We start from the raw sequence: 26613 nt of genomic DNA on the forward strand, positions 1-26613 counted from the left end.
AAAAGGAGCCTCTATGAAAAGAGATATCAGACTGCTGCTTTCAGTCCCGGTCCTGAGCTGGGCCCTCTATGATTTCAGTAATACGATTTTCAGTGCGAATATCATCACGTTGTTTTTCCCGCAGTTCGTTACGGAACAACTGGGGACGAACCCGGTACAGGAGCAGATCGCTTCAACCTGGATTGCCTATTCTGCAAGTATTGCCGCATTTTTTCTGATTTTACTGAGTCCGCTGTACGGCGTTTATATTGACCGTACGAATAAGAAGAAAAAATGGATCATTATTTTCACGCTGATTGTTTTTGGCTGTACGTATCTTATGGGGTACGTAAACAGCATCGCTTTAAAACAATCGGTATTCGGTCTTCCGGCCGCATTTTTACTCACCATCATCCTTTTTACCATTGCGAAGTTTACTTATAACTCCAGTCTTGTCTTCTATGATGCTATGATGAGCAGTCTTGCACCGAAAGAGGACCATTCAGTGATATCGGGGTTCGGTGTCGCTTTAGGGTATCTTGGAACGCTAGTAGGAGTTCTCGGTGTCACAGCGTTAGTCGGTAAGGGGCCGACAGCTGAGACCTTTATTCCGACAGCGATTCTTTTTCTGATCTTCAGTCTGCCAATTTTCATTTTCGGCAGAGATGGTGATCGTGAAGTGAAGAGAGAGAAAACGGTCAATGGTTATCAGGAAGTCTGGGAGACTTTTAAGCTTGCTCGGCAGGAACCTGCTATTTATGTCTTCCTGATTGTTTACTTTTTCTTGAACGATGCGCTGGCAACCGCTATCAGTATGATGCAGCCTTATGCGACGACAGTGGTCGGCTTCTCGAACAGTCAGTTTATCAGCATCTTCCTGATTGCGACAGTCTTCAGCGTTATCGGTGCTTTTATCTTCGGTTATATCGCGAAACATATCGGCTCAGCAAGAGCACTACAATGGGTTGCACTTGTACTGATGATAGCATTAGTTCTCGCAAGCCTGCCCCTGGCTAAAGAATGGTTTTATGTATGTGCGATTCTCTTCGGCGTTGCCATGGGTTCTATCTGGGTGATATCACGGACACTTATCATTGAATTGTCACCTGCTGAACATGAAGGACAGTTCTTCGGTCTTTTTTCAATGAGCGGCAAACTATCAGCTGTTATAGGTCCCTTTATATATGGCACCATTACCTGGCTGCTCAGTGACTACGGGGCGATGGCGAGTCGAGTGGCGATTCTCTCGTTATTTATTATGGCGCTCGGTGCCTTCATTCTACATTTTAAGGTCATCAGACTTTTAACAAAGGAGTAACTTCGGTTACTCTTTTTTGCGTTATAATGGGAATGATAGGAGGATTTGCTATGCTGAGTCTTTTTATATTACTTCTGGAACGTGTCGGTCTGATTATTCTCATCGCCTATCTGCTGATGAATGTGCCTTATTTCAAAAAAGTCATGACAAAGAGGGAAAGAGGGTCAACGCAGCTTCAGCTGCTGCTTATCTTCGGTCTTTTTGCTGTCATCTCTAATTTTACAGGTGTAGAGATTAAGAATAACCAAATTATTTCAAGTGAAATTTTCTATAAACTTTCAGATGACACGTCGCTTGCCAATACCCGTATCTTGATCATCAGTGTTGCCGGACTGGTCGGCGGTCCCTATGTCGGCATCGGGGTCGGTGTGATATCCGGCCTATCCCGTTATTTCATGGGTGGAGAAGCTGCTTATACTTATATTATTTCTTCAGTAGTCGTAGGGATTATCGCAGGTTATGTCGGTTACAGATCACTCCGGGAGAATCGTTATCCCACTATTATTCAGGGTATCATCATCGGCGCCGTGCTTGAGATGATTCAAATGTTATGTATTATCCTGTTTTCACCGGATAAAGGTGCATCGGTTGAACTCGTACAGTTTATCGCGCTGCCGATGATTTCGATTAACAGTCTGGGTTCTGCTATTTTCTTATCCATCATTCTCTCGACACTGCAGCAGGAGGAACGTATGCGTGCTGTACAGACGCATGACGTACTGGCGGTGGCGAATCAGACACTGCCTTATTTCAGAGCAGGTCTTACCCAGGAGTCAGCAACAGAAGCGGCATCCATTATTAAAGATTTGCTCAAACTCTCTGCTGTCTCCATCACCAATACGACAGATATTCTGGCGCATGTCGGAGCAGGGAGTGATCACCATGTGCCTCAGAAAAAAATTATTACGGATCTCTCAAAAGATGTCATCAGATTAGGCGAAGTAAAAGAAGCGCACTCTAAAGAAGGCATCGGCTGCACACATCCGAATTGTCCGCTGGACGGGGCGATTGTCATTCCGCTTTATGCTGAAAACCAGATTGCTGGGACGCTTAAGTTCTATTTTACAGATAATCGCAAAATGACTTATGTCGAACGACAGCTGGCAGAAGGGCTCGGTAATATCTTCTCCAGTCAGATTGAACTTGGTCGGGCTGAACTGCAGAGTAAGTTGTTGAAAGAAGCAGAGATTAAATCACTTCAGGCACAGGTCAATCCTCATTTCTTCTTTAATGCGATTAATACTATTTCAGCACTGGTCAGAGTGGATAGTGAACGTGCAAGAGAATTGCTGCTGAGTCTCAGCCATTTCTTCCGTTCTAATCTGCAGGGCGCTAGGACACCAACGATTACAGTCGAGAAAGAATTGCAGCAGGTCCAAGCCTATCTTGCGCTTGAGCAGGCTAGATTCCCAGACCGATTCAACATTCATTTTGAGGTTGATGACAACTGCCTGCAGGAATATGTGCCACCCTTTCTCATTCAGATATTAGTGGAGAACGCCATTAAACATGCCTTCAGCAACCGTAAAAGAGGGAATGATATCGATGTGCGGGTCAGAAAAATCCACTGCCTCTATATTGAAGTGAAAGATAATGGCTTTGGTATTTCAGCTGATAAAAGAAAACTGATCGGCCAGTCACTCGTTCATTCAGAATCGGGGACAGGAAGTGCACTGGAAAACTTGAACAGAAGGCTTACCGGATTGTTTGGTGAGAAAGCTAAACTGCAATTCGAAACAGCGGTGACAGGGACACGTTTCTATTCTGAATTGCCGCTGAAAGGAGAACAATAGATGAAAATATTGATTGTAGACGATGAACCGCTCGCAAGAAATGAACTGAAGTTTCTGGTCGAACAGCTGGATGATATTGATTTAGTGGACGAAGCAGATTGTGTTGAAGAAACACTGACTGCACTTTTATCAGAACGCTATGATTTATTATTCCTGGATATTAATCTGATTGATGAAAGTGGCCTGGATCTCGCGCAGAAGATCAATAAGATGAAGCGGCCGCCGCATATTATCTTTGCGACTGCTCATGACACGTATGCAGTCAAGGCGTTTGAGCTGAATGCGCTCGACTATGTGCTGAAGCCATTTGATCCGCTGCGGATTGAGCAGGCAGTAGCAAAAGCGCGGACAGAAAAACAACAAATCACCGCTATTTCCATTCAGTCAGACGACAAAATCTATGTGTTGAAATGTGAGGAGATTGTAGCGTTGTATGTAGAGGAAGGACAGCTGCACATTGCGACAGTAGACAGAGAATATTTACTTAATGAGCCGCTCAGTAATTACGAGAAGAAACTACCTGATTATTTCATGCGTATTCATCGTTCTAATATCATCAACACAAGACACATCATCAGCGCAGAACACTGGTTTAATCACACCTATCAAGTCAAACTGACAGGTGATATCAAGCTTCAGGTCAGTCGTTCATATATCCGCGCATTCAAAGAAGAAATCGGTTTAATTTAAGCCGGTTTTTTTGCATTTCAACCTGTTATTTTTGCATCTCAACTGGATTACGTCTGATAAGCTGTAAATCCTCGTTATACTGACCTCAAGATAAAACATATGGGAGGTCATTCACATGACAAAAAGTTATTCATTCTTTCATCAGGTCACAGTCATCACCCTGATTCTACTTATCTCAAAAGTGCTGGAAGGTATCATGCCGATTCCGATGCCAGCATCTGTGATTGGACTCGTGCTGCTATTTGTCGCATTGTGTACGGGCATCATCAAGCTTGCTCAAGTTGAAACAGTAGGAAGCGCACTCGTTAATCATATCGGTCTCTTATTCGTACCTGCGGGTATTTCAGTTATCAATTCCCTTGGTATTATCAGTGCACACCCATTCTTGATTCTAGGTCTGATCTTTATCTCAACAGTGATGCTGCTCGTGTCAACTGGTATTTTCTCACAAGTACTGGTAACAAAATCTCCGGTCATGACACAAGCACCTAAAGAGATGGAGGTGCATTAATATGTGGGAGGCACTCGGTGTGCATACACCTTACTTCGGTATTCTGTTAACGATTGTCCCTTTTATGGTCGGCCAATATCTGTTTAAGAAAACAAATGGCTTCTTCCTATTCGCGCCGCTCTTTGTCGGCATGGTCTTCGGTATCTTCTTTCTTAAGATAACGGGTATCAGTTACGACAACTATCTGGAAGGAGGTAAGATTGTAGGCTTCTTCCTGGAACCTGCGACGATCTGTTTTGCTATTCCCCTCTACAAAAAGAGAGAAGTGCTGAAAAAATACTGGATGCAGATCATGGGTGGCATTGCACTTGGGACGACCGGCGCACTTTTCATTATTTACGTTGTCGCCAAACTATTCGGTTTTAATACTGATATCATCGCGTCCATGTTACCGCAGGCAGCGACAACAGCCATTGCTTTGCCGGTCGCTAAGAGTATTAATGGTATCCCTGAACTGACGTCACTTGCTGTCATTCTGAATGCAGTCATCATCTATGCACTCGGTAATAAGATGCTGAAACTTTTCCATATCAATCACCCAATAGCACGTGGTCTTGCGCTCGGCACGAGTGGCCACTCACTAGGAGTATCAGCAGCACAGGAACTGGGTGAAGTGGAAACGTCTATGGCAAGTATTGCCATAGTACTCGTTGGTGTGATTGTTGTCGTCGTTGTACCGATACTCGCAACCATACTTTTATAATCAATAAACGGATGCGCAGAGGGCATCCGTTTATTGATGTCTATTGTACTGCGTCAGCAGCACACTATGATTCGCTGTTTCAAATAATTCAAGAGTTTCCATAGTCGTATTGGCAGGCAGATGTTTTTCAAATGTCTCATAAAGCCAGTGGGCGATATTTTCAGTGGTCATATTCATTGAAGGTAGCGTCTGATTGAGTAACTGCTGATCGACAAAAGGTTTGATGTGAGTGGTAAAGATATCTTCTATATGAAAGAAATCAACAGCCATACCCATATCATTAAGGGGACTGCTGACCGTCACATAGAAAACATAGAGATGATTTTCAAGATCCTTATATCTGTCAGGGGAGAAGTAAATACGGCAGTGCGCATGGAAAGAGAACTTTAATTTTAATACAGGTGATGCGTCGTAGATTTTAAATACGTCCGGCGCTTGAATGTCGCCAAATATATGCATCGAGGACCCTCCTTAAATGATGTCTTCTCTTATTTTACATGTTTAAGGACTATGGGATGTAGGAATAAGTAGGCAACAGGAGGGATAAGAATGAACATTGATTCATATAGAGTACCGGTAGAGGCAAATATCAAATTAAAAGATTATCCAACGAGTGAAGATAAGAAGAAATATAATGAAGATATCAAGGAAAATGAAATACCTGCCCTTGTCAGTGAACTGAAAGAGCTGCATCTTAAACTCCATGCGGAAGAGAAGAAAGGCATTCTCGTCGTGTTACAGGCACTGGATGCCGCAGGTAAAGATGAAGTCATCAGTTATATATTCTCAAACTTGAATGCACAGGGCCTGAAGACCACATCGTTCAAAAAACCGTCTGATGAAGAAGCGAAACATGACTATATGTGGCGTTTACATGACGGGCTGCCGGCGCGTGGTGAAATCGGTATTCTGAACCGCTCTTATTATGAGGAAGTCATCGTGACGAGAGTCCATGATCTGCTCGGTGAGGAACAGGTGCCGGATGATAAAAAGAGAGAAGAGATCTGGGACGTGCGTTATCGTCAGATCAACAACTACGAAGAGTATCTACACGAAAACGGCTTCCATGTCGTGAAATTCTTCTTCCATATGTCGAAAGGCGAACAGCGCAAGCGGTTACTCGAACGAATGAAAGACCCGAAGAAAAACTGGGAGTTTTCATTCAATGACGTCAAAGAACGCGAACATTGGGAGGAGTATCAGGCAACATTTGAAGATATGCTGAATCAGACTTCAACTGAGCACAGTCCGTGGTACATTCTGCCGGCAGATGACGAATGGCATGCGAGACGTCTCGTTTCTGAAGTGATGATCAGTGTATTGAAAGAAATTGATCCGCAGTTCCCGGAAATAACCGGTGAAGATAAGAAGACATTACAGGAATATATTGAGAAACTGGAAGCAGAAAACTAAAGATGATATTTGAATCCTTTCTGGATGGCTTACTACCTGCACAATCACAGAAATTGAGTGAAGTTTTTAACTGGATTGAAAATAATTATCCGGAACTAGAACCAGTCGTTAAATGGAATCAGCCGATGTATCAGCATCACGGGACGTTCATTATCGGTTTCAGTGTCGCTCAAAAACATATGGCGATTGCGCCTGAGAAAGAAGCACTTGTGCAGTTTAAAGATCAGATTGCTCAAGCAGGGTATTCTCAGACCGCCATGCTCTTTCGCGTCAAGTGGGCAGAGGAAATCAATTACAGCTTGCTGGCTGAAATGATTGATTACAATATAGAAGATAAAAAAGACTGTCAGACATTCTGGAGAAGATAACCCGCTTCGAGAATATAGTGAACTGAAGGAATGATCACAACGATACTTGGCGTCTCGTTGTAATCATCATCTGAAATCAACAATAGCAGTAAAGCCGCGCGGCTTTACTGCTATTGTTTTTAAGTGCCGCAGTAAGTCTGGAAGACTTGCTCGGTCTCTTTAGGAGGAGAGAGATATAAGTCAGGATGATCATCACTGAAGGGCTCTTCAAGTTGAGTGAGCAGTTCTTTAAAGAATGTTAAGTCTGAACTGTTCACTGCTTTTTCAACAAGGTGATTGCGCGGGATAATCGCCGGGTTCACTTGTTTCATGAGTTCAAAAGGCGCTTCTTCTATTGTGATCCGTTTCTGCCAGCGCACTTTCCAGTCGTCCAGCGCAGAATCAACAGGCTGCTGCAGACTCAACTGACGGAATGTCCGGGTGAAGTCCAGTTCAAGATCCTCCATAATGCTGAGGAGCTCGCCTATCAGGTCACGGTCTTCTGGCTGAGGTGTCCGGATGCCGATTTTTGCAGCCATCGCATTCAGCCAGTATTGATCAAACTGGGTTTCGTAGTAAGTCAGTGCTTCTTTAGCTGTCTCAATGGCCTCATCAGTCTGTTGTCCGAAGAGCGGAATCAGACTCTCTGCAAAACGAGCTAGATTCCATTGCCCTATACCCGGCTGATTATAGTAGGCATAACGGCCCTGCCGGTCAATTGAACTGAAGACGGTCGCACGGTCAAAGCTGTCCATAAAAGCACATGGGCCGTAATCAATTGTTTCACCGCTGATGGTCATATTATCGGTGTTCATCACACCATGGATGAAACCGATGCTCTGCCACTGTGCAATCAAGGCAGCTTGCCGATCTATCACAGCATAAAGAAAATCGATATATTTTGTGCTTGAAGTGGCGAGTTCAGGGTAATGACGATTAATCGCATAGTCAGCCAGCTCCTTGACGATGCCTTGACGCACTGCATATTCAAATGTGCCGACTCGAATATGACTGCTCGCCACCCGTGTAAGGACAGCGCCTGGTTGTGCGGTCTCTCTTCTGACTGTGTCACCGGTTGCTGTGACAGCAAGACTTCTTGTCGTCGGTATACCCAGCGCATGCATCGCTTCACTGATCAAATATTCTCTCAGCATCGGCGCAAGGGGTGCACGCCCATCACCCATTCTTGAGAAAGCCGTTCGTCCGGAGCCTTTCAGCTGAATATCATAACGTGAGCCGTCAGGCATGAGGTGCTCGCCAAGCAGAACAGCACGCCCGTCACCGAGCATAGTAAAATGACCGAATTGATGTCCGGCATAAGCCTGGGCAAGGGGTTCAGAATGGGGGAACTTTTTATTGCCTGCCAGTTCATCTGCTGAGTCAGTTAATGCTTCTACACTGAGATTCAGCCGGTCAGCCAGCTTGTCATTTAGAATAAGGATCGCTGGCGCTGACACCGGGTTCAGTTCAGCTAAATCATAAAAGTCAGCTGGTAACTGACGATAGCTGTTATCAAAATTAAAGTTTGTGTCCATTATTTATCACTCCTTCATGCTTATCATGACAGAATAAATCAAGAAAATATAGTAATTCAGTATACAAGTGTCTTTCTACTTTTTATGGTAAAATTCAAGATAATTGTAGAAACGGAAAGGAGTCTTAGATGAAGTTGCTCAGATTATTGTTACGGAATACGGCAGCCTGGGCGTTTATTCAACTGGCCTTATCCTATACCATGATGCATGTTCCGCGAACACTTTTTCCCTCTCATAGGTGGCTATTCCAATCCTTTACTTTTGAAGATGAAGGCCGTTTCTGGCAGCGTCACTTTAAAGTGAAAAGATGGAAACATCAATTACCTGATAGTTCATCTCTATTTAGCGCGAGCTTTAACCATCGTGAGCTTGCTTCCAACGACTTACATGCCCTTCAGACATTCAGCACCGAAACCAATCGGGCAGAATTCACGCACTGGCTGACACTATTAATATGCCCGTTTTTTTACTTCTGGAACCCCAGATGGGCAGCAAGGATCAATATTTTTTATGCGCTCATCAGCAGTCTGCCTTTTATTATAGTCCAACGCTACAACAGGCCGAAACTGCAGCGTCTTATCACCAGAAAGAAAAGGAGACTTTATGACAACACGTGAACAAAGAAAAGATGAACATATTCGTCTGGCTTTAAGTCATCCTGTCACACAGTCGAGCTTCGACGGGATTCAATTAGTGCATCGCTCGATCCCTGCCATCAAGCAGTCTGATATCTCACTTGAAACTCAGATTGATTCCCTGACGCTGAACTTTCCGCTTTATATCAATGCGATGACAGGTGGCAGTAAATGGGCCGGTGAAATCAACAGGAAACTTGCGACTATTTCACGTGAAACAGATATTGCGATGGCTGTCGGTTCGATGCATGCGGCACTTAAAAATGAGGAATTGATACCTACATATCGGATTATCAGAGAAATAAACCCGCACGGCAAAGTATTTGCTAATATCGGTGCAGATGTACCGCTCAGTTCTGCGGCGCGCGCAGTTGAGATGCTCACTGCAGATGCGCTGCAGATTCATCTCAATGCCCCTCAGGAGGTAGTGATGCCTGAAGGCGGACGGGATTTTTCAGACTGGCTGACAAATATAGAAGGCATCATCCGCAGTGTTGATGTCCCGGTCATTGTTAAGGAAGTCGGATTTGGCATGAGCGCAGAAACACTAGAACAGTTACGTGGAATTGGAGTCCAAATCGTGGATGTCAGCGGACGAGGGGGGACTAATTTCATCTATATTGAAAATGAACGTAGACCCCAGAAAGATCAAAGCTACTTATCAGAATGGGGGCAGACCACACCCGTCTCACTCCTTGAGAGCCAACCTTTTCAGCAGGAGATGACGATTCTCGCAAGCGGAGGCATCCAGTCGCCGCTTGATGCGATTAAATCCATTGTACTGGGAGCTAAAGCCGCCGGTTTATCGCGTGCTGTTTTAACAGAAGTAGAGACAAATGGCCTGGAGGCTGCTATTCAGTTGATAGAGACATTTAAGGCACATATGATTGATATCTCACTTATATTAGGGGCGAAGAACATCAATGAATTACACCAAGTCCCTTATGTGTTATCCCCTGAACTTGAATCTTGGCAACGTCAACGCAATCTGAAGGAGAGAAGCAAATGAAAAAAGTAATCGTGATCGGGGCAGGCGTAGCAGGTCTTGCCTCTGCTATCCGTCTGCAGCATGCAGGTTATGAGGTTGAAATATACGAAAAAGAAAGTATGCCCGGTGGTAAGATGCACCGCATCAAACAGGATGGCTATGAATTTGATTTAGGACCCACTATTGTCATGATGCCTGAACTCTACAGAGAAATCTTTGAACTTGCCGGCCGCAATCCAGATGACTATATTCCGATGCAGAAGCTCACGCCGATGTATAGCGCATATTTCAATAATGGGACAGAAAAACTGGATGTCTCAAACGATCTGGTCCAGCTGATGGAGTTGTTTGAAGGGGTGAATGAACAGGATGCCGCAGGTTTCCTGAGATATATCAGTGATCTTTATCAGCGTTTTACGATTGCGAAACATCATTTTCTGCAGCGGCCTTTCCGGCAGCAGAAAGATTTCTATAACTTTGAGACATTGAGACAGGGACTGAAGCTTCGTACACTCGGCAATGCTGAGAGTAGCATGGCTAAATATATTAAAGACAAGAGACTGCGTGATGTCATCAGTTTCCAGACCCTCTATATCGGCATCGCACCTTCTAAAAGTCCGTCACTATACACGATTATTCCGATGATTGAGTTCCTCTACGGTATCTGGTTCATAGAAGGGGGTATGCATCGGATGGCCAGTGCGATGGCTCAGCTTTTTGAGGAGCTCGGCGGCACGATCCATTTGAATACACCGGTGGAAGAAATCATGATTCAATCCGGCAGAGCAACAGGCATCCGCACAGCAAATGGGATGATCTATGCGGATTACGTCATGTGCAATGCGGATTTCCCTTACGCGAAAAAAGAACTGGTCAAGGATATGGCGGCGAAAGGAAAGTATACGGATGATTATATCGACAAGATGGCTTACTCGTGCTCATGTTTTGTCCTGTATCTTGGTATGGAGAAAAAATATGATGAAGTAGAGAATATGCATAATTTTATTTTCTCGGATGATTTGGATGAGAATATTAAACAGATTTTCGATGGTCGAATGTTAACGGACCCTTCTGTCTATATGTATATCGCTTCCAAGAAAGAGCCGACTATGGCACCGGCAGGTAAAGACGGACTCTATATTTTGATGCCGATCTCGGAGCTATCTGTTGCTCAGTATGAATGGAATCAAGAAACAATCGCCTATTACCGTGACAAAGCGTTAGCGAAAGTAGAGCAGCTGCCAGGAATGGCACATATAAGAGAGGAAATTGTCACTGAAACCTATATCACACCGGAAGCATTCAAGAAAAGCTTCAATGCCTATAACGGCGCAACCTTCGGGCTGCAGCCCACCCTTCTGCAGAGCAATCATCTACGGCCGCAGAGTAAGGCAGCGCATTGCGAAAATCTTTACTTTACAGGCAGCAGCACGCATCCGGGTGCAGGTGTACCTATCGTTCTACTCTCCTCCAAAATCGCAACAGATGAATTGATCTTAGATGACAGCCAGTAAAGGAGATACTGTATGACTATTGAACAGGATTATGAATACTGCCGGCAGATTATCAAGCATCATTCCAAATCATTTTATTATGGATTCAGTACATTGCCTCGTGAAGAAGCGAATGCAGTCTATGCTATCTATACTTTCTGCCGGACAGCAGATGATCTGATTGACCGGCCGGGCTCGGCCGAAGAGAAAACAGCCGCGCTGAAGAAACTGATGGAAGATATAGACTGTTTTGAAGAAGGGCGGCCTCAGGACAGTGCGATGTGGCGAGCGCTCGCTGATGTCAGAGAGCGCTTCCCGCTGGACGTCGCTATGTTACGTAAACAAGTGACCGGCCAGCAGATGGATATAGCATTCAAGCAACCTAGAACGCTTTCAGAACTCTATATTTATAGCTCTTATGTAGCAGGGTCGGTCGGCGAGCTCTTATATCCGATTTTAGCAGGGGAAGATACACCAGAAGGCAGAAAGGCAGCAGACAGCCTTGGGATCGCTATGCAACTGACTAATATACTCCGGGACATTGGTGAAGATTACCGGCAACATCAGCGTATCTACATGCCGGCTGAATTGATGCAGCAGTACGGCTACACGCCAGAACAGTTGCAGCGTCATGAAATAACGCCTGCCTTCATTGAGTTATGGGAAACACTTGCAGCAGATGCCGAGGCGAGATATACAGCGTTTTATCCGTTGATCACTACTTATAAAAGACCCTGCCGCAAACCGCTGCTCATCGCCGCGATGATCTATGCAGAAATACTGGAGGAAGTCAGAAAGAATCATTATAACTGCCTGACTCAGCGCCATAAAGTCAGTCTTATGAACAAAAATCGTATCAGTCAGCGGGTCAGTCGCTATTTAAAGGAGGAGGAAGTATGAAGCATGTTGTCGTTATCGGTGGCGGACTCGGCGGTCTTTCAGCAGCTGTTACGCTTAGACAGCAAGGATTTGATGTTTCTTTGTATGAAGCCAATCAGCATTTAGGGGGAAAGCTCAACCGCCTCGAACAGGAAGGTTTCGGCTTTGATTTAGGGCCTTCTATTTTAACGATGCCTTATATTTTTCGACGTCTATTCGAACGAAGCGGTAGACGGATGGAGGATTATCTGCAGATCACTCGGTTAGAGCTGGAATGGCGCGGTTTTTTTGAAAGCGGCCATGTCTATAACCTTTACGGTGATCTGCAGAAGATGAAGAAAGCCAATCAGCATCTGAGTAATAGAGACATTGAAGACTATCAACGATTTCTGAAGTATGCCGGAAAAATACATGATCTGACGGTCGAAAGCTATTTTGACAAGGGACTGGATTCCACATGGCCGCTGATCAAGCATCATGGACCTCTCGAAGCACTGCGAGGCTTTGATTATTTCCATACTATGCAGGAAGGCATCGATAAACGTGTTAAAAACGCAGAGTTCAGAACCTTGCTGGGTTACTTCATCAAATATGTCGGTTCGTCTTCTTATGACGCGCCTGCGGTACTCAGCATGATGATTCATATGCAGCATGAGCAAGGTGCCTGGTATGTCCCAGGCGGTATGCATCAGATTGCGGATGCGATTGTCAAGCTGGGCAAAGAGATCGGTGTCAAGTTTCATACAGGTATCCGTATCAATGCCGCAGAAGTTGAGAAAGGGCGTATCGTCAGCGTCACGACATCAGCAGGCGAGACAATTCGTGCCGATTATTTTGTCTCCAACATGGAAGTCATCCCGTTCTACGAGAAAATGCTGAAGAAGCCGCCCGTCATCAAGAAAGAGAAGGAAAAGTTTGAGCCGGCTGCTTCAGGCATTGTCATGCATATCGGTGTTGACAGAAGTTATCCGCAGCTTGCACATCATAATTTCTTTTTCTCTCGTGACCCAAAGAAGAACTATCAGCAAGTCTTTCATGACCGGGTTCTGCCGGATGACCCGACCATCTATCTGGTCAATACGAACAAGACGGATCCAAGTCAGGCCCCAGCAGGACATGAGAACATCAAGATTCTGCCCCATGTGCCTTTTAAGCAGGAGAAGCCTTTCACTGAAGCGGAGTACCGCCAACTGAGAGAACGGGTCTTGATTAAGCTTGAACGGATGGGACTGACCGATTTAAGACAGCACATCGTAACAGAGGATTTCTGGATGCCGGATGATATCGAAGCCACCTATGGCTCTGACCGGGGCGCCATATATGGCACGGTTTCTGATAAGAAGAAGAACAAAGGCTTTAAACATCCGAAAAAAAGTGCCTATTTTGATAATCTTTATTTTGTCGGTGGGACAGTGAATCCAGGTGGCGGCATGCCGATGGTCACATTAAGTGGTCAGCAGGTCGGGCAGATGATTGCAGATAGAGTGTCTGAATGATGATCGCAGGCCTTTTAGTACTGCTCACGATGTGCGCCGGAAGCTTTGTCTTCTATAAAAAGCCTTACGTTAAGAGCGGGCCATCAGAAGCAGGCTCGGTCACTGTTATTATTCCGGCACGTAATGAAGCGCATAATCTACCTCATCTGCTCACTTCTCTAAAGCAGCAGGATCTTCCTCACCAATGTCTGGTTATCGATGACGGGTCTACTGACGAGACAGCTGCTATCGCGAGGCAGTTAGGGGCGACGGTTCTCACGCCGCCGAAAAGAACAGACTGGCAGGGTAAATCTGCAGCCTGTTACTTCGGTGCTGAACATGCACAGTCGGATTATCTGTTGTTTTTAGATGCGGATGTTATACTGAATCACTCGCAGTCGCTTAGAAATCTACTGACGTGTTATAACGGCGGTCTTATGACGGTTCAACCTTATCACATCACAAAGAAGCCTTATGAAGAGCTCTCAGTCTGGTTTAATATCCTGACAGTCGTCGGACAGAACAGCTTTTCAGCCGTCTCCGGCAGTACGCCCGCTGCATTCGGGCCGGTTGTTCTGACTTCAAGCGCACATTATTTTGAGACGGGAGGGCACTACGGTGCTCGCGGCCAGCTGATTGAAGGCTTCGGTCTTGCGGCTCAGTTCGCTCAGCACCAGCTGCCTGTAACAGCGCTACTCGGCAAAGGGACCATCAGCTTTCGGATGTACTCTCATTTCCAGGCGATGACTAAAGGCTGGGCAAAGCATTTCGCCTCTGGAGCAGCGGCAACTAAACCATGGATCATGCTGCTTATTATTTTGTGGATGCTGGGCAGTCTCCTCAGTTTGAGTCTCCTCATCCTGTCACCTCAGCCATTCAGCATAATGATGTATATTCTTTACAGTATGCATTTCTATATTTTAAGTAGACGTGTCGGGCGTTTCAGTTTGGTGACAGCGCTATTTTCAAGCTTAGCCTTTATTTATTTCCTCTATGTCTTCACTCAATCTTTCATCCATACGTTCATCTTTAAGAAGGTGGAATGGAAAGGCCGGAACTTAAAGCTATAAAAAAAGAGCCCGAAGGCTCTTTTTATAGTTCCACTGTATCATTCATGCTTTCGTCATTATCTTTCTGGTCACCTTGGATAAGGCGTTTGAAACCATCGAAGACGGTCTTGACAGTCTGATCTGTGCTCCAGTATTCAGCTGATTCAGCTTCTACTTTAAGCAAGATGACATTAGGGTCATCATAGCTTGTATGAAGAAAAGCTTCCATCGACTTACTCCATAATTCTTTTTTCTTCGCGTCATCTTCTACAATGTGGATAGTACCTGAAATAGAAGCATAACCTTCTTTGGAAAATGAGACATTGACGCGGTTATCTTTCTGGATCTCATCTGCTTTATCCGTATCTTTCAGAGTGAAGAACCATAGATCTGCATCATCTTCCAGATGTTTATAAGCCATTGGACGAGCGATTAATTTGTTGTCAGAAATCGTTGTTAACATCGCAATATCATTCTTTTTCAGTAAATCGTATAGACGCTGACGTTTTTCTTCAGTTGAAATTTGTTCACTCATTTGAACACCTCCGCTTATTATACTGTAAGCGTATAGGTTTTGGATAAAACTTTCAAATAATATGCTATTTAATAGAATCGTTAAATAATTTGATCATCGCCTGGATACCTGGATATTCAAGGTGGATACCGTCCGGCGCGAAGTACTCGGTATGGTTACTGGAGACTGCATACCAGTCGATGACTTCAACATTCTTGTGCTTTTCAGCTGCCTCTTTCATCAGCTCATTGACATGAGATTCATAGGAAAGCGGCACGCGCGCCGTGACAAGATAAACTTTTGCTTTATCGAATTTAGCCAGTAGAGTTTCGAGCTGAACCTCTTCGAAATCACCATTTGTACCGATGCCTAAAACCACAATCTGGTCTTTTTTATTCAGATAACTGTATTGGTCGGCAAGCGGAATCGCCTTATAAATACTCCGTCCGATTTCCCCGTCTATTGTCGCATTCGGATAGATCTCTTTTAATTGCTGATTGATATCAACAAGCACTGAATCGCCGATAAAGAGCGGTGAAATATATTGTTTCGCTTCATACTGAGTGTCATTGCCGCTATTATCTTCGTCAGTCCAGCTGACTGGACCGAGGAGTTTCGGTGATGTCACACTGCCCATCGTCTGAGTCGTATACACTTTAGGGGCTTCAGCTGTGTCTGTCTGAACAAACGAGTAACCTGAGAATCCGACGAGAGCCAGTAACATCAGAACGACGGGCCATCTTGTTTTCAGATGACTAGGTTTGAAGTAACTGAAGCCTTCACGTCTGAAAGGGGTCTCGATAAACTCATAGCTGAACCAGGCAAACAGAAGAGTCAGTGTGATCTCGATGATATACGCATAAAACGGGACTTGCCCTTTAACGAAATGGTGCTCCACCATGACGATAACAGGGAAATGCCACAGATACAGACTGTATGACAGCCGCCCGATATAAGTCAGGAACGGCAAACTGAGCAGCTGCTTAAGCATGCTGCCTGGATGGACAGATGAAGCAATGGTTGAGATGGTGATCAAGCCGAGAATAAAGAAGCCGCCGTTATATAGGAAGCCGGTCGCTTCAGTAATCTGGGTAAAACTGATCAGCAGGATGACAAAATTAATCAGTCCGATGGCGCTGATGGTCGCTCGCATGGCAGGAGGCACTTCACGTCTCAGGCGGAAGGCAGGCCAGAAGAAGGCGAGTAGAACACCGAGCAGCATCGTCTGTAGGCGGGTATCTGTACCGAAATACAGCCGTGAAACCTGCATGCCTGGTTGATAAAGGATGGCCATCCAGATAGCTGAAATAATAGCCACAACAGTGAAAGCAATCATTGCTGTCCGACGAGAAAATTTCTTCAGGAAGAGCAGTAAGATAAGGGGAAAGAAAATATAGAACTGCTCTTCTATAGCTAGCGACCAGAGATGCTGAAGCGGTCTTGGCTCAAGCGCCTGGAAGTAGTCTACTTTATCATAGATATACCACCAGTTAGAAACATAAAAAAAGGCAGCGATGATATCTTTTTTCAGCTGGTGAAGAATAGACTGTTCAAATAACAGACAGTAAGCAAACAATGTAACCAGCAGAAATAAGATAGCAGGAAACAGCCGTTTAATCCTCTTTGTATAGAATTTAAAGAGATTGATAGAACCCGTTTCACGATATTCCTTAAGCAGGATCATGGTAATCAAGTAACCCGAAATAATGAAGAAGGTATCAACGCCGAGAAAGCCGCCTGGCAGAAATTTAGGATTTAAGTGGAAGATGATGATGGCCATCACCGCAATAGCCCTTAAACCATCTAAGCCAGGTAAGTAATGTGTTTCTTTTTTCATAGAAGTCATTTAGAAATCCTCTTTTAATCAATATGTAATGATATTGTAATATAAAAGGGATTTATTGTTAAGTGTTAACTGGATTTTTTCATCAAATTTTTAAATTTATTGTTTACTTAGGGTATAACTAATGAAGTAGTAAAGGAGTGAGAGCGATGAATACGAACTATTTATTACACACTATCCACTTGCATCACCGCGAGCCGTTTTCCTATCAGCAGCTTAAGAATCTGACTGTCCATTCCCTGGCTGATCTATCGGAGGATGAATTTAACGCAGCTTATACCAGATTAAAAGAAGAAAAATTAATTAAAGAAGGGGAACATCTCACCTTAACATTCCTGGGTGAAACGGTATTAAAGCAAGCCATAAAAAAACAGCAGTTTAATCACAGAGATTAAACTGCAGGGCTGTCAGCTGAGTCAGTTGATCACTCAGTTCATCGATCGGAAGATCAAACTGATTATTGATCCAGAGCTCATATGTAAGAAATAGACCGGATAAGAAGAAGTTCACAGCATATTCAGTGGTAAGAGGGCTATCAAAGTTCATTTTTTTAAACTGATCCAGAAAATGCTCTTTTGAAAAATCGATTCCGCTTCCAATGACCGTCAGGCGGCTTCTAGCAGGAATCTGGGCGAAGATATGTCTGTGATCATAAAGTTGATGAAGGGTACGCACATAGTTGTCTTTAAATTGTTCTAAAAGTTCCTGGTTAGAACTGAATTCAGCTTTAAAGCGCAGATTATTGATAATCTCAGAATAGATATATAAGACCAGATCTTCAAATAAGGCATATTTGTCCTTGTAGTGTGTGTAAAAAGTAGAGCGGGTGATACCGGATTTCTGTACGATAGAAGTTGTAGTGATGTCGTCAATGGTCACATCTTTTAGCATTTCATCGAGTGTGGTAATCAGCAATAATTTAATCTTAGGAAATGAATGTGAGGGAATAAGCATAGACACCTTCCTTTCTCATGTGTTTATGCTTATTATACATGAGACGTCCGTGTAAGATGTATAAATAAAAAGCAGCATTCGTGAGAATGCTGCTTTTTATTTAATGTGAAGCTCTTTTTTCTTTGAGTTTTCCGAGCAGGAAACCACCTAAAGCGATACCGATCAGAACAGTCCAGAAAATCAACTGCCACTGCCATGAATGAGGGAAGTCATGCGGCAATACATGGATTTTTTCATGCGCTAAGACCAGCACGACCAGTTTAATACCGACCCAACCGACGATGGCGAATGCGGCTGCCTCAAGCGACGGGTATTTAGCTAAGATCGCTACAAAGTAATTAGCTGCGAAACGCATCAGAATAACACCAATCATACCACCGGCAAACATCACGGTGAACTGTCCGGCATTCATCCCCATAAAGTCAGGGCCGACATGAGGTAAAGTCAAGGCGATAGCAATAGCTGCAAGCATGGAATCAATCGCAAAAGCAATATCAGCGAATTCGACTTTTAAGACGGTCATCCAGAAGCCGCTGCCTTTCGTATCTTCGGATTGTTCTTCGGCGATATCAGGCACAGCCGGATCATTAGGATGATCTTTATGTTTGAAGTAGTCGATGAGATTTTTGACTGACATGAAGATCAGGTAGGCCGCGCCAATTGCTTGTATCTCCCAGTATTTCGCGAGAATAGAAATCATGAAAAGTGACACCATACGGAAAATAAAAGCACCGATTAAACCATAGAATAACGCTTTTTTCTGATCTTCGGGTTTCAGATGCTTGACCATCACCGCCATAACAATCGCATTATCAGCAGCGAGCAAGCCTTCCAAGACAATCAGGACAACTAATACCCAGAGATAGGACAATAAAATACTTGGATCCATTAAAGGAACCTCCTTCATTATAATTTTGCCAAATAAAAAGACCTATGCCAAATTCATTGGCAAAGGTCTCACTGAACAATAAGTTCTATAATCCCGGAAAGCAGGCTTTCGTAATGACGAGATTATACCAGGAAATACATTCCTTGAGTTACTCCCCTTCGACAGGTGTCGTAGGTATTTATTTATTTCATTATAACACGATATATCAGAATTTCGAGTAAAAGACTCAAAATCAAGAAAAAAACCAACATGTATTTTAAATGTTTCTGTCCTATTTAGACGGGTAAATAAAACAAGTACATCAATTAGTATGAGGGGGAAATATGATAATGGCTAATGAAAAAGACAAGCAGTTACAAAACTATACAGTTGATACGACTCAAGAAGCAGCGCTCACTACCAATCAAGGGCTTAAAATGGCTGAAGATGAATTTACTTTAAAAGCAGGTGAACGTGGGCCTTCTTTACTTGAAGATTTTCATTTCAGAGAAAAAATGACACATTTTGACCATGAACGTATCCCTGAAAGAATTGTCCATGCACGTGGTTACGGGGCGCACGGTGAATTTGAGTTATATGAATCACAGGAAAAGTATACGAAAGCAAAATTCTTAAATGATACTTCTAAGAAAACACCTGTTTTCGTTCGTTTCTCAACTGTTGCAGGCTCTAAAGGTTCTCCGGAGACTGTCCGTGATGCACGTGGGTTTGCAACGAAGTTCTATACTGAAGAAGGGAACTACGACTTAGTCGGTAACAATATTCCTGTCTTCTTTATTCAGGATGCCATTAAATTCCCGGATCTGGTTCATGCCATCAAACCGGAGCCTCATAACGAGATTCCTCAGGCAGGAACAGCACACGACACATTCTGGGATTTCTTTGCGCAGAATCCAGAGTCTACCCATATGACGATGTGGACAATGAGTGACCGCGGTATCCCTAAGAGCTTCCGCACGATGGAAGGTTTTGGCGTCAATACATTCCGTCTGATCAACAAAGAAGGTCAATCACACTTCGTTAAATTTCACTGGAAACCTCTTCTCGGGACTCATTCATTAGTCTGGGATGAGGCACAGATTATAGCGGGTAAAAATATCGACTTCAACCGTGAAGACTTGTATGAAGCGATCGAGAAAGGCGACTACCCTGAATGGGAACTGGGTCTGCAGCTGATTGCAGAGGAAGATGAGTTTAAATTCGATTTCGATATTCTGGATCCGACAAAAGTATGGCCGGAAGAAGACGTACCTGTTCAAATCGTCGGTAAGTTAACTTTAAACCGTAACGTTGATAACGTCTTCGCTGAAACAGAGCAAGTGATGTTCAGTCCAGCTCATGTGGTACCAGGTATTGATTTCAGTAACGACCCGTTATTACAGGGCCGTCTGTTCTCTTACACAGATACGCAGCTCTTACGTCTCGGTGGCCCGAACTTCCATCAGATTCCGATCAATGCGCCAATCTGTCCATTCGCCAACAATCAGCGTGATGGTTTACACCAGCATCAGATCCATAAAGGGATGACAAGTTATCATAATAATGGGATCAATAACAATAACCCTCATACAACGCCAGCTGAAGAGGGTGGATACGAGCATTACTACGAACGCATCGATGCTCATAAAGTGCGCGCTCGCAGCGAAAGCTTCGTTGACCACTACTCTCAAGCTAAAATGTTCCTAAACAGCTTATCTGAGCCGGAACGTCAGCATTTAACAGATGCGTTCAGCTTTGAAATCGGTAAATGTAAGTTAGACTTCGTTAAACAGAATGCAGTCAATAACTTAAACAAAGTAGATAAGAAGCTGGCAGAAGAGGTTGCATTACGTGTAGGTGCAGAAGTACCGGCTGGTGATGAAGAATCCAAAGAAACAAAAATATCTAAAGCCCTTAGCACATTAGAGACGATTAAGAAGCTGGACACTTTATCAGTAGCCGTATATGTGACAGCTGATTCTGATGCTAAGCAGTTAGAAAGCTATGTCAAAGAACTGGCAGCGAATAAAGTGAACTATAAATTAGTAGCTGACCGCGCAATGAAGCTCGGTAATCTGAAAGTGACTGAAACATATGACACAGTGCATTCTACATTATTCGATGGTATTTTAGTTGCCGATGCTGCAGAACCCCTTGCACCTCCAGCTAAAGATGCAATTGAAGCAGCAAACCGTCACTACAAAACAATCGGTTATACACAGAAAGTCCAACCTTTACTGGCACAGACTGCTGTTAAAGAAGGGCAGCCAGGTATCGTCTTAGTCGGTACAGACTTAAAAGATTACTTGAATAACCTTGTAGAACAGCGTCACTGGTCTAGACAGCTTTAATCTTAAAAAGGATTGATCATAACGATCAATCCTTTTTGATTGCTTTAATATCATTAATAGCAACAATTTTATTCATTTTAATGGCACGTTTCATGGATTCATGTTCAAGTTCCATCTTTTCAATTTCGGCAGGGGTATGACCGCCGAGCATCCATTGTCTCGTATGCTGAAAGAAATCTTTGTACAGTAAATCGAACTGGTCTCTGTCCTCCCGAGCGAACTGCCCTTTTATTAATAAACTGATTTCATGCTGAGCACTCTCAAAGTCTGGTGCCCCCATGGTGTAGACTTGGATGCCTTCAATGAGATGATCCCATTCATCAGGCGATAACTGTGTCTTTTTTTTGAGGAATTTACCCAGATTTTTCATCTGCGGTGTCTGTAAGTGATGGTCGGGACCGACAAAATCATAGACTTCATGAGGATCTTTGAATTCGTAGTAAGGAAACTGCTGAAGTTCCTGGAAAGCTTCTTTATCATCTACCCATGAATCAAGTAGCGCATCAACAATATAACCTTCATGAATCTGCAGATCGTAGATGGACAGGAAAAGATCAATGCTATCCGCTTCGAAAGTATCTTGATAGGTTTTCTTGTAATGGGCTTCCAGATGTTCACGGGTGACAAAACCGTAGAGCATCAGATTACTGGAAATAAAGGAGAAATTCTGCTCGTATTTCTCCTTTTTCTGCTCGATGGCATCTAACGGCAGCTGCATCAGCGTTTGTTTTGTATCTTCAGGGATGACCAGTTTCTTGTCGATATCGAAAATAATCAGTGCGGCGACCATCTGCTCCAGATCTTTAGGTGAGAGATGGATGATATTATGATTTTCTGCTAAGGCATCGGCTAGCAACTGAATATCCAGCACTTCCTCTTGAATCAGCAGTTCATAGTAGAGACTGCCTTTTTTGTGGAAACGTTCTGAAAGCATATCGATCAATGCTTGGCGAGAAGTCTGGTCATCAAAATCCAGCTGATAGTACATGGCGCTATCGCGCAGTTCTTCTAAGGAGAGTCTGTGGATCAGTTCATCAAATGACTGATGATAACTTGAGTCATAACTGCTGAGTACTTTTTTATGAAGAGGTGCAAGAAACTTTCTGAACATATGGCTCACTTCCTTAATGTGTTTTACAGGTATTGTACCTAATTTAAGGCAAGTGAGACAGTGAAAATAAAAAGCAGTCCACACGTGGACTGCTTTTTAGCTGCGACCTTTGAGCATGCCATGCCAGTACATCAGAGGAATCCCTCTCTTTTTGATCTGATAGAGCAGCGGATTCGTCTTGGACTGATCAAGAGGCAGTGATTCCTTAGGCTTTAAATCGTAGCCGAACTCTGCCATAATCGCCTGACCATATTCAGTTGCGATAGGGCAGGCCGTCATGCCGTTATAATACCCTTTCAGTGGTTTGCCTTTTATCTGGGCAATCAGGTTTTGAGCAAGGACAGGTGCTTGCTTGCGGACAGCGGCTCCCATCTTGACAGTAGGTAGATTCGTGCAGTCACCGAGTCCGAAGACGTTCTGGTGACGGACATGCTGCAGGGTGTGTTTATTGACATCTAACCAGCCCTCTTCATCGCTCAGGGTGGACTGTTTGATGACATCCGGCGCACTCATCGGAGGAGTGACCAGGAGCATTTCGAAAGGCAGTGAATAAATTTCGGATGTTGCCAGGTTCTTGAAGGTAGCCGTCTTTTCAGGTCCGTTGACGGCAATTAATTCATGCTGCAGATCATAAGAGATCCCTTTCTTTTCAATCTGTTTTTCGATCTCTCTTCTGTATTTCTCAACCGGAAACAGAGAATCAAGAGCGCTCTTAAGGATAAGAGTCGGGCGGTCTTTTTTCTTGTTCTTGAAGAACTCATCGAAGGTGAATAAGGAGTTTTCAGGTGCAACGCCCCCTTTAATCGGGGTAGAAGGCTTAGTCACAATGACATTACCGGCTGTTACTTTTTTCAGTGATGCGTAGGTATAGTCCGCATAGTCATAGAGATAGTTCGTACAGACATTATTTTTGCCGAGCGTTGCTGGCAGGCCTTCAATTTTTTCAAAGTCCAGCTGGAGACCGAGTGCCACAACGAGATATTCATAATTGATCTGTTCGTTGTTATCCAGTCTGATAATACGTTCAACCGCCTGAATAGCTGTTACTTTCTGCTGAAGAAAGTCCGCACCATGAGGAATGACTTTTTTCATCTTTTTACGACTGTTCTCTTTTTTCTCTGCGCCGCTACCTACTAGGGGCCACGCCGGCTGATAGGCATGATAGTCAGCGTGATCGATGATTAATATATCTTTAATACCCGCTTTAATCAGACGGCTGGCAGTTGAAATACCGCCCGATCCGCCACCAAGAATAACGACTTGATATTTTTTATTCATTACGATTCTCCTTTTGGTTTACGTTTATATAAATAGATAACGATTGCGATAATACCGATGGCCATCAGAATATAGAAGAAGTTTGAGTACGTATCGAAAGTGTGCAGGACCTGCTCCCAGTTTTCGCCGAGAGTATAGCCTAAGTAAATCAGCACAGCATTCCAGATGATGGTGCCGACAGTGGTATAGAGTGTGAACGTCACGATGTTCATACGATTGATGCCGGCAGGAATAGAAATCAGGCTGCGCACCAAGGGGACGAAGCGGCAGAGAAAGACAGCGATACCGCCATATTTCCTGAACCAGTTATCCGCTTTGTAGAGATCATCCTTTGTCAGTCGTAGAATCCAGCCATAACGATCGACGATTTTTTCGAGTCTTTTTAAGCCGAGAAGATGTCCCAGGTAATAAAGAATAAGTGCGCCAGCGACAGCACCTAGTGTTGAAGCTAAAAGCATACCGAAAAAATTCAGCTTGTCAGACTGTGTCACCATGAACCCGCCGAACGTCAGGATGACTTCTGACGGAATAGGAGGAAAGACATTTTCAAGAAGGATCAGCAGGAAGACACCGAAGTACCCGAACTGCTCCATCACATCCATAATCCATTGCTGCATAACAGACTCCTTTATCAATGTTATACCCTGAGTTTAACGAATCAGACAAATGAATGCGAATATTATGATAATTACCCCAAAAGATGGAGATAACTTCTTCAAGTTTTGAGAATAAAGAAAGTCAGTTGCGGGTATACTTAAGAGGTAGATATAAGGAGGTCGTTTGAAATGACAGAATTATTCAATGCATCAGAACTGAGTCCGACAGAAAAAAGAGGGCCAGGTGTAGTGGGTATCATCGAGTTCGCAGTAGGGGATCAAAAAGAATTCACGGGTGAATACATTCCGACTGATATGCGTTTCTTTATGGTGGCCGATATGAACGGACAGCCGTATCAGCGTGTCATCAGCTATGATGACATTAAAGGTGTGGAAGTAGAAGACAGTGCAGTGACTGTCAACTTTGAGATGGGACCGATTCGTATTCGCGATATCGGCAACGGTACCGCACAAGTATTTGCAGATTATGTCAATGAACAGCTGAATAAGCGCAAATAAAAAAAGCCCCTCGGGGCTTTTTATTATTCCACGATTTCCAGCGCGATTTCCATCATTTTAGTAAATGATGTCTGGCGTTCTTCTGGTGTTGTCTCTTCATGTGTCAATAAGTGATCGCTGACCGTGAAGATACCGAGTGCTTTAACATCGCCGCCTGCATAAGCAGCATTCATATAAAGACCGGCAGATTCCATTTCCACTGCTAAGATGCCCATAGAGCGCCATTTGTCAGTGGCCTCGGCATTCGCATTGTAGAATATATCTGATGATAAGACGTTACCTACATGGTTCGGTACCCCTTTTTCATCGGCTAATTGTTTAGCACGTGCCAGTAAGCTATAGTCAGCGATTGGTGCGAAGTGACCTGGCAGACCATATTGTGCCACATAGTTAGAGTCAGTAGATGCCCCTTGAGCGATAATCACATCATAGACATTGATTCCTTCCTGCATTGCGCCGCATGAACCGACACGGATCAGGTTCTTGACGCCGAATGTGTGAATCAGTTCGTAAGAATAGATACCGATTGACGGGATGCCCATACCTGTACCCATTACAGAGATTTTTTTCCCTTTGTATGTGCCGGTATAACCGAACATATTACGCACTTCGTTGAACTGTACGACATCTTCTAAATAAGTGTCGGCGATGAATTTTGCGCGCAGCGGGTCGCCAGGTAAGAGAATCGTTTCTGCGATAGGATTGTTTTCCGGTTTGATGTGAGGTGTAGATTTAGTCATGACTCATTCTCCTTTAATTAAGTTGTGTTCAACTTCAGTCTACCGATTGGTGGTTATTTTTTCAAGAGAAGACCTAATCCGTGTTTAAACCATTTCATACGTGCAATACTAATACATATAAGGAGTGATAGTAATGACAAATGAAAATCCATTAACTAAGCACTATAACGGGAAATTCGAGAAACAGGAACAGCAGGCTCCTGGTCTGCAACAGAAGATGACACCAGTACCGGACTGCGGTGAAACATCATACAAGGGATCAGGCAAGCTGACAGGTAAGAAAGCCCTTGTGACTGGCGGCGATTCAGGTATCGGACGTGCAGCTGCCATCGCCTATGCGAAGGAAGGCGCAGACGTTGCCATCAACTATCTGCCTTTTGAAGAAGCAGATGCACAGGAAGTCAAAGCAGTTATTGAAGAAGCAGGCCAGAAGGCCGTATTAATTCCGGGTGACTTACGTGATGAAGCATTTAACAAGACACTTGTAGAGCAGGCGGTCAAAGAACTGGGCGGTATTGATATTCTCTGCAGCGTTGCAGGTGAACAGACCGCAGTAGACCATATTGAAGATTTATCTACTGAGCAGTTACGTTCGACTTTTGAAACGAATGTCTTTTCTTTAGTATGGCTGATTCAGGCTGCGCTGCCGCATCTTAAAGCAGGTGCCTCTATCATTACGACTTCATCTGTTCAGTCTTATAACCCAAGTAAAAACTTAGTGGACTACGCCGCAACGAAAAGTGCGATTGTATCCATCACAAAATCACTGGCTACTCAGTTCGGTGAGAAAGGGATCCGCGTCAACTCTGTAGCACCTGGTCCTATCTGGACTGCACTGCAGATTACAGGCGGTCAGCCGCAGGAAAAAATTCCTGAGTTCGGTCAGAAAGTGGATCTTAAGCGTGCCGGACAGCCGGTCGAACTCTCTGATGTCTATGTCTTTCTAGCATCTGACAGCGCAAGTTATGTGACTGGCCAGGTATACGGTGTGACAGGCGGCGTGCAGATTAACTAACTAAAAAGAAGCAGTC

27 protein-coding genes are annotated in these 26613 nt (G+C 44.0%); 17 read left to right on the plus strand and 10 right to left on the minus strand.

Translation table 11 applies throughout. From position 1 onward, the window contains the following. The first annotated feature begins 13 nt into the window (after positions 1–13). The 5 genes from QSV55_RS00975 to lrgB all read left to right on the plus strand — a co-directional run bounded on the left by QSV55_RS00975 (position 14) and on the right by lrgB (position 4994). Complete coding sequence (locus QSV55_RS00975; RefSeq protein ID WP_289650335.1) at positions 14–1297, plus strand: MFS transporter; 1284 nt, start codon at positions 14–16, stop codon at positions 1295–1297. A 50-nt stretch (positions 1298–1347) separates the two neighbouring features. Beyond that, entirely contained in the window at positions 1348–3090 is a 1743-nt protein-coding gene (locus tag QSV55_RS00980) for a sensor histidine kinase (protein ID WP_289650336.1), read from the plus strand. Then, a complete protein-coding gene (locus tag QSV55_RS00985; RefSeq protein ID WP_289650337.1) occupies positions 3091–3780 on the plus strand; it encodes a LytTR family transcriptional regulator DNA-binding domain-containing protein in 690 nt (229 codons plus the stop codon). A gap of 115 nt (positions 3781–3895) precedes the next feature. Continuing rightward, positions 3896–4291 carry an antiholin-like murein hydrolase modulator LrgA gene (gene lrgA / locus QSV55_RS00990; protein ID WP_133451749.1) on the plus strand — a complete coding sequence of 132 codons (396 nt, stop codon included), beginning with the start codon at positions 3896–3898 and terminating at the stop codon, positions 4289–4291. 1 nt (position 4292) lies between these two features. Then, positions 4293–4994 carry an antiholin-like protein LrgB gene (gene lrgB / locus QSV55_RS00995; protein ID WP_289650338.1) on the plus strand — a complete coding sequence of 234 codons (702 nt, stop codon included), beginning with the start codon at positions 4293–4295 and terminating at the stop codon, positions 4992–4994. A 30-nt stretch (positions 4995–5024) separates the two neighbouring features. Here the strand turns inward: lrgB and QSV55_RS01000 are convergent, their stop codons facing one another. Beyond that, positions 5025–5453 (minus strand): 6-pyruvoyl trahydropterin synthase family protein, encoded by a 429-nt coding sequence (locus QSV55_RS01000; protein ID WP_289650339.1) that lies wholly within the window; start codon positions 5451–5453, stop codon positions 5025–5027. 90 nt (positions 5454–5543) lie between these two features. Here QSV55_RS01000 and QSV55_RS01005 point away from each other — a divergent pair, with 90 nt between their 5' ends. Continuing rightward, positions 5544–6407: a PPK2 family polyphosphate kinase gene (locus tag QSV55_RS01005; protein ID WP_289650340.1), complete on the plus strand. Its 864-nt coding sequence runs from the start codon at positions 5544–5546 to the stop codon at positions 6405–6407. Between the two features lie 2 nt (positions 6408–6409). Further along, entirely contained in the window at positions 6410–6775 is a 366-nt protein-coding gene (locus tag QSV55_RS01010; RefSeq protein ID WP_289650341.1) for an iron chaperone, read from the plus strand. Positions 6776–6894: 119 nt separating this feature from the next. Here QSV55_RS01010 and QSV55_RS01015 read toward each other — a convergent pair whose 3' ends face one another. Continuing rightward, a complete protein-coding gene (locus QSV55_RS01015; RefSeq protein ID WP_289650342.1) occupies positions 6895–8289 on the minus strand; it encodes a protein adenylyltransferase SelO in 1395 nt (464 codons plus the stop codon). 128 nt (positions 8290–8417) lie between these two features. Between QSV55_RS01015 and QSV55_RS01020 the strand changes: the two genes are divergently transcribed. The 6 genes from QSV55_RS01020 to QSV55_RS01045 are packed head-to-tail and all read left to right on the plus strand — an operon-like array spanning position 8418 to position 14829. After that, on the plus strand, positions 8418–8906 hold the full coding sequence (locus tag QSV55_RS01020) for a glycosyl-4,4'-diaponeurosporenoate acyltransferase CrtO family protein (RefSeq protein ID WP_289650343.1): 489 nt from the start codon (positions 8418–8420) through the stop codon (positions 8904–8906). Then, positions 8893–9933: a type 2 isopentenyl-diphosphate Delta-isomerase gene (fni, locus tag QSV55_RS01025; protein WP_289650344.1), complete on the plus strand. Its 1041-nt coding sequence runs from the start codon at positions 8893–8895 to the stop codon at positions 9931–9933. The genes QSV55_RS01020 and fni overlap by 14 nt, the downstream gene beginning before the upstream one ends. Next, positions 9930–11426, plus strand: coding sequence for a phytoene desaturase family protein (locus QSV55_RS01030; protein WP_289650345.1), 1497 nt, complete (start codon positions 9930–9932; stop codon positions 11424–11426). Before fni ends, QSV55_RS01030 begins: the two co-directional genes overlap by 4 nt. A 12-nt stretch (positions 11427–11438) precedes the next feature. Beyond that, positions 11439–12305 (plus strand): phytoene/squalene synthase family protein, encoded by an 867-nt coding sequence (locus tag QSV55_RS01035; RefSeq protein WP_289650346.1) that lies wholly within the window; start codon positions 11439–11441, stop codon positions 12303–12305. After that, positions 12302–13780, plus strand: a complete 1479-nt coding sequence (locus QSV55_RS01040; protein WP_289650347.1) for a phytoene desaturase family protein — start codon at positions 12302–12304, stop codon at positions 13778–13780. Before QSV55_RS01035 ends, QSV55_RS01040 begins: the two co-directional genes overlap by 4 nt. Further along, positions 13777–14829, plus strand: a complete 1053-nt coding sequence (locus tag QSV55_RS01045) for a glycosyltransferase family 2 protein (RefSeq protein ID WP_289650348.1) — start codon at positions 13777–13779, stop codon at positions 14827–14829. The genes QSV55_RS01040 and QSV55_RS01045 overlap by 4 nt, the downstream gene beginning before the upstream one ends. Positions 14830–14851: 22 nt before the next feature. On the opposite strand, the gene QSV55_RS01050 is transcribed toward QSV55_RS01045, so the two are convergent. Together QSV55_RS01050 and QSV55_RS01055 are read right to left on the minus strand one after the other, a co-directional pair. Then, positions 14852–15343: a pyridoxamine 5'-phosphate oxidase family protein gene (locus QSV55_RS01050; protein WP_289650349.1), complete on the minus strand. Its 492-nt coding sequence runs from the start codon at positions 15341–15343 to the stop codon at positions 14852–14854. 64 nt (positions 15344–15407) lie between these two features. After that, positions 15408–17168 (minus strand): acyltransferase family protein, encoded by a 1761-nt coding sequence (locus QSV55_RS01055; protein ID WP_289650350.1) that lies wholly within the window; start codon positions 17166–17168, stop codon positions 15408–15410. Between the two features lie 146 nt (positions 17169–17314). Here QSV55_RS01055 and QSV55_RS01060 point away from each other — a divergent pair, with 146 nt between their 5' ends. Continuing rightward, positions 17315–17560, plus strand: coding sequence for a hypothetical protein (locus QSV55_RS01060; protein ID WP_289650351.1), 246 nt, complete (start codon positions 17315–17317; stop codon positions 17558–17560). On the opposite strand, the gene QSV55_RS01065 is transcribed toward QSV55_RS01060, so the two are convergent. Beyond that, complete coding sequence (locus QSV55_RS01065) at positions 17544–18119, minus strand: TetR/AcrR family transcriptional regulator (RefSeq protein WP_289650352.1); 576 nt, start codon at positions 18117–18119, stop codon at positions 17544–17546. The genes QSV55_RS01060 and QSV55_RS01065 overlap by 17 nt on opposite strands. 100 nt (positions 18120–18219) lie before the next feature. Continuing rightward, positions 18220–19008: a TerC family protein gene (locus QSV55_RS01070; protein WP_289650353.1), complete on the minus strand. Its 789-nt coding sequence runs from the start codon at positions 19006–19008 to the stop codon at positions 18220–18222. A 329-nt stretch (positions 19009–19337) separates the two neighbouring features. Between QSV55_RS01070 and QSV55_RS01075 the strand changes: the two genes are divergently transcribed. Further along, positions 19338–21338 carry a catalase gene (locus QSV55_RS01075; protein WP_289650354.1) on the plus strand — a complete coding sequence of 667 codons (2001 nt, stop codon included), beginning with the start codon at positions 19338–19340 and terminating at the stop codon, positions 21336–21338. A gap of 25 nt (positions 21339–21363) precedes the next feature. Here QSV55_RS01075 and QSV55_RS01080 read toward each other — a convergent pair whose 3' ends face one another. The 3 genes from QSV55_RS01080 to QSV55_RS01090 all read right to left on the minus strand — a co-directional run bounded on the left by QSV55_RS01080 (position 21364) and on the right by QSV55_RS01090 (position 24344). Further along, positions 21364–22449, minus strand: a complete 1086-nt coding sequence (locus QSV55_RS01080) for a hypothetical protein (protein WP_289650355.1) — start codon at positions 22447–22449, stop codon at positions 21364–21366. A 96-nt stretch (positions 22450–22545) separates the two neighbouring features. Next, complete coding sequence (locus QSV55_RS01085; protein WP_289650356.1) at positions 22546–23727, minus strand: NAD(P)/FAD-dependent oxidoreductase; 1182 nt, start codon at positions 23725–23727, stop codon at positions 22546–22548. Next, entirely contained in the window at positions 23727–24344 is a 618-nt protein-coding gene (locus QSV55_RS01090) for a DedA family protein (RefSeq protein ID WP_289650357.1), read from the minus strand. The genes QSV55_RS01085 and QSV55_RS01090 overlap by 1 nt, the downstream gene beginning before the upstream one ends. Positions 24345–24512: 168 nt before the next feature. On the opposite strand from QSV55_RS01090, the gene QSV55_RS01095 reads away from it, so the two are divergent. Further along, positions 24513–24842 (plus strand): PH domain-containing protein, encoded by a 330-nt coding sequence (locus QSV55_RS01095; protein WP_289650358.1) that lies wholly within the window; start codon positions 24513–24515, stop codon positions 24840–24842. A gap of 23 nt (positions 24843–24865) precedes the next feature. On the opposite strand, the gene deoD is transcribed toward QSV55_RS01095, so the two are convergent. After that, positions 24866–25582: a purine-nucleoside phosphorylase gene (gene deoD, locus QSV55_RS01100; RefSeq protein WP_133451728.1), complete on the minus strand. Its 717-nt coding sequence runs from the start codon at positions 25580–25582 to the stop codon at positions 24866–24868. Between the two features lie 133 nt (positions 25583–25715). Between deoD and QSV55_RS01105 the strand changes: the two genes are divergently transcribed. Beyond that, positions 25716–26597 carry an SDR family oxidoreductase gene (locus QSV55_RS01105; protein WP_289650359.1) on the plus strand — a complete coding sequence of 294 codons (882 nt, stop codon included), beginning with the start codon at positions 25716–25718 and terminating at the stop codon, positions 26595–26597. The last annotated feature ends 16 nt before the right edge of the window (positions 26598–26613 follow it).

Origin of the sequence: Macrococcus bovicus, assembly GCF_030376725.1 — a bacterium.
GTDB lineage: Bacteria > Bacillota > Bacilli > Staphylococcales > Staphylococcaceae > Macrococcus > Macrococcus bovicus.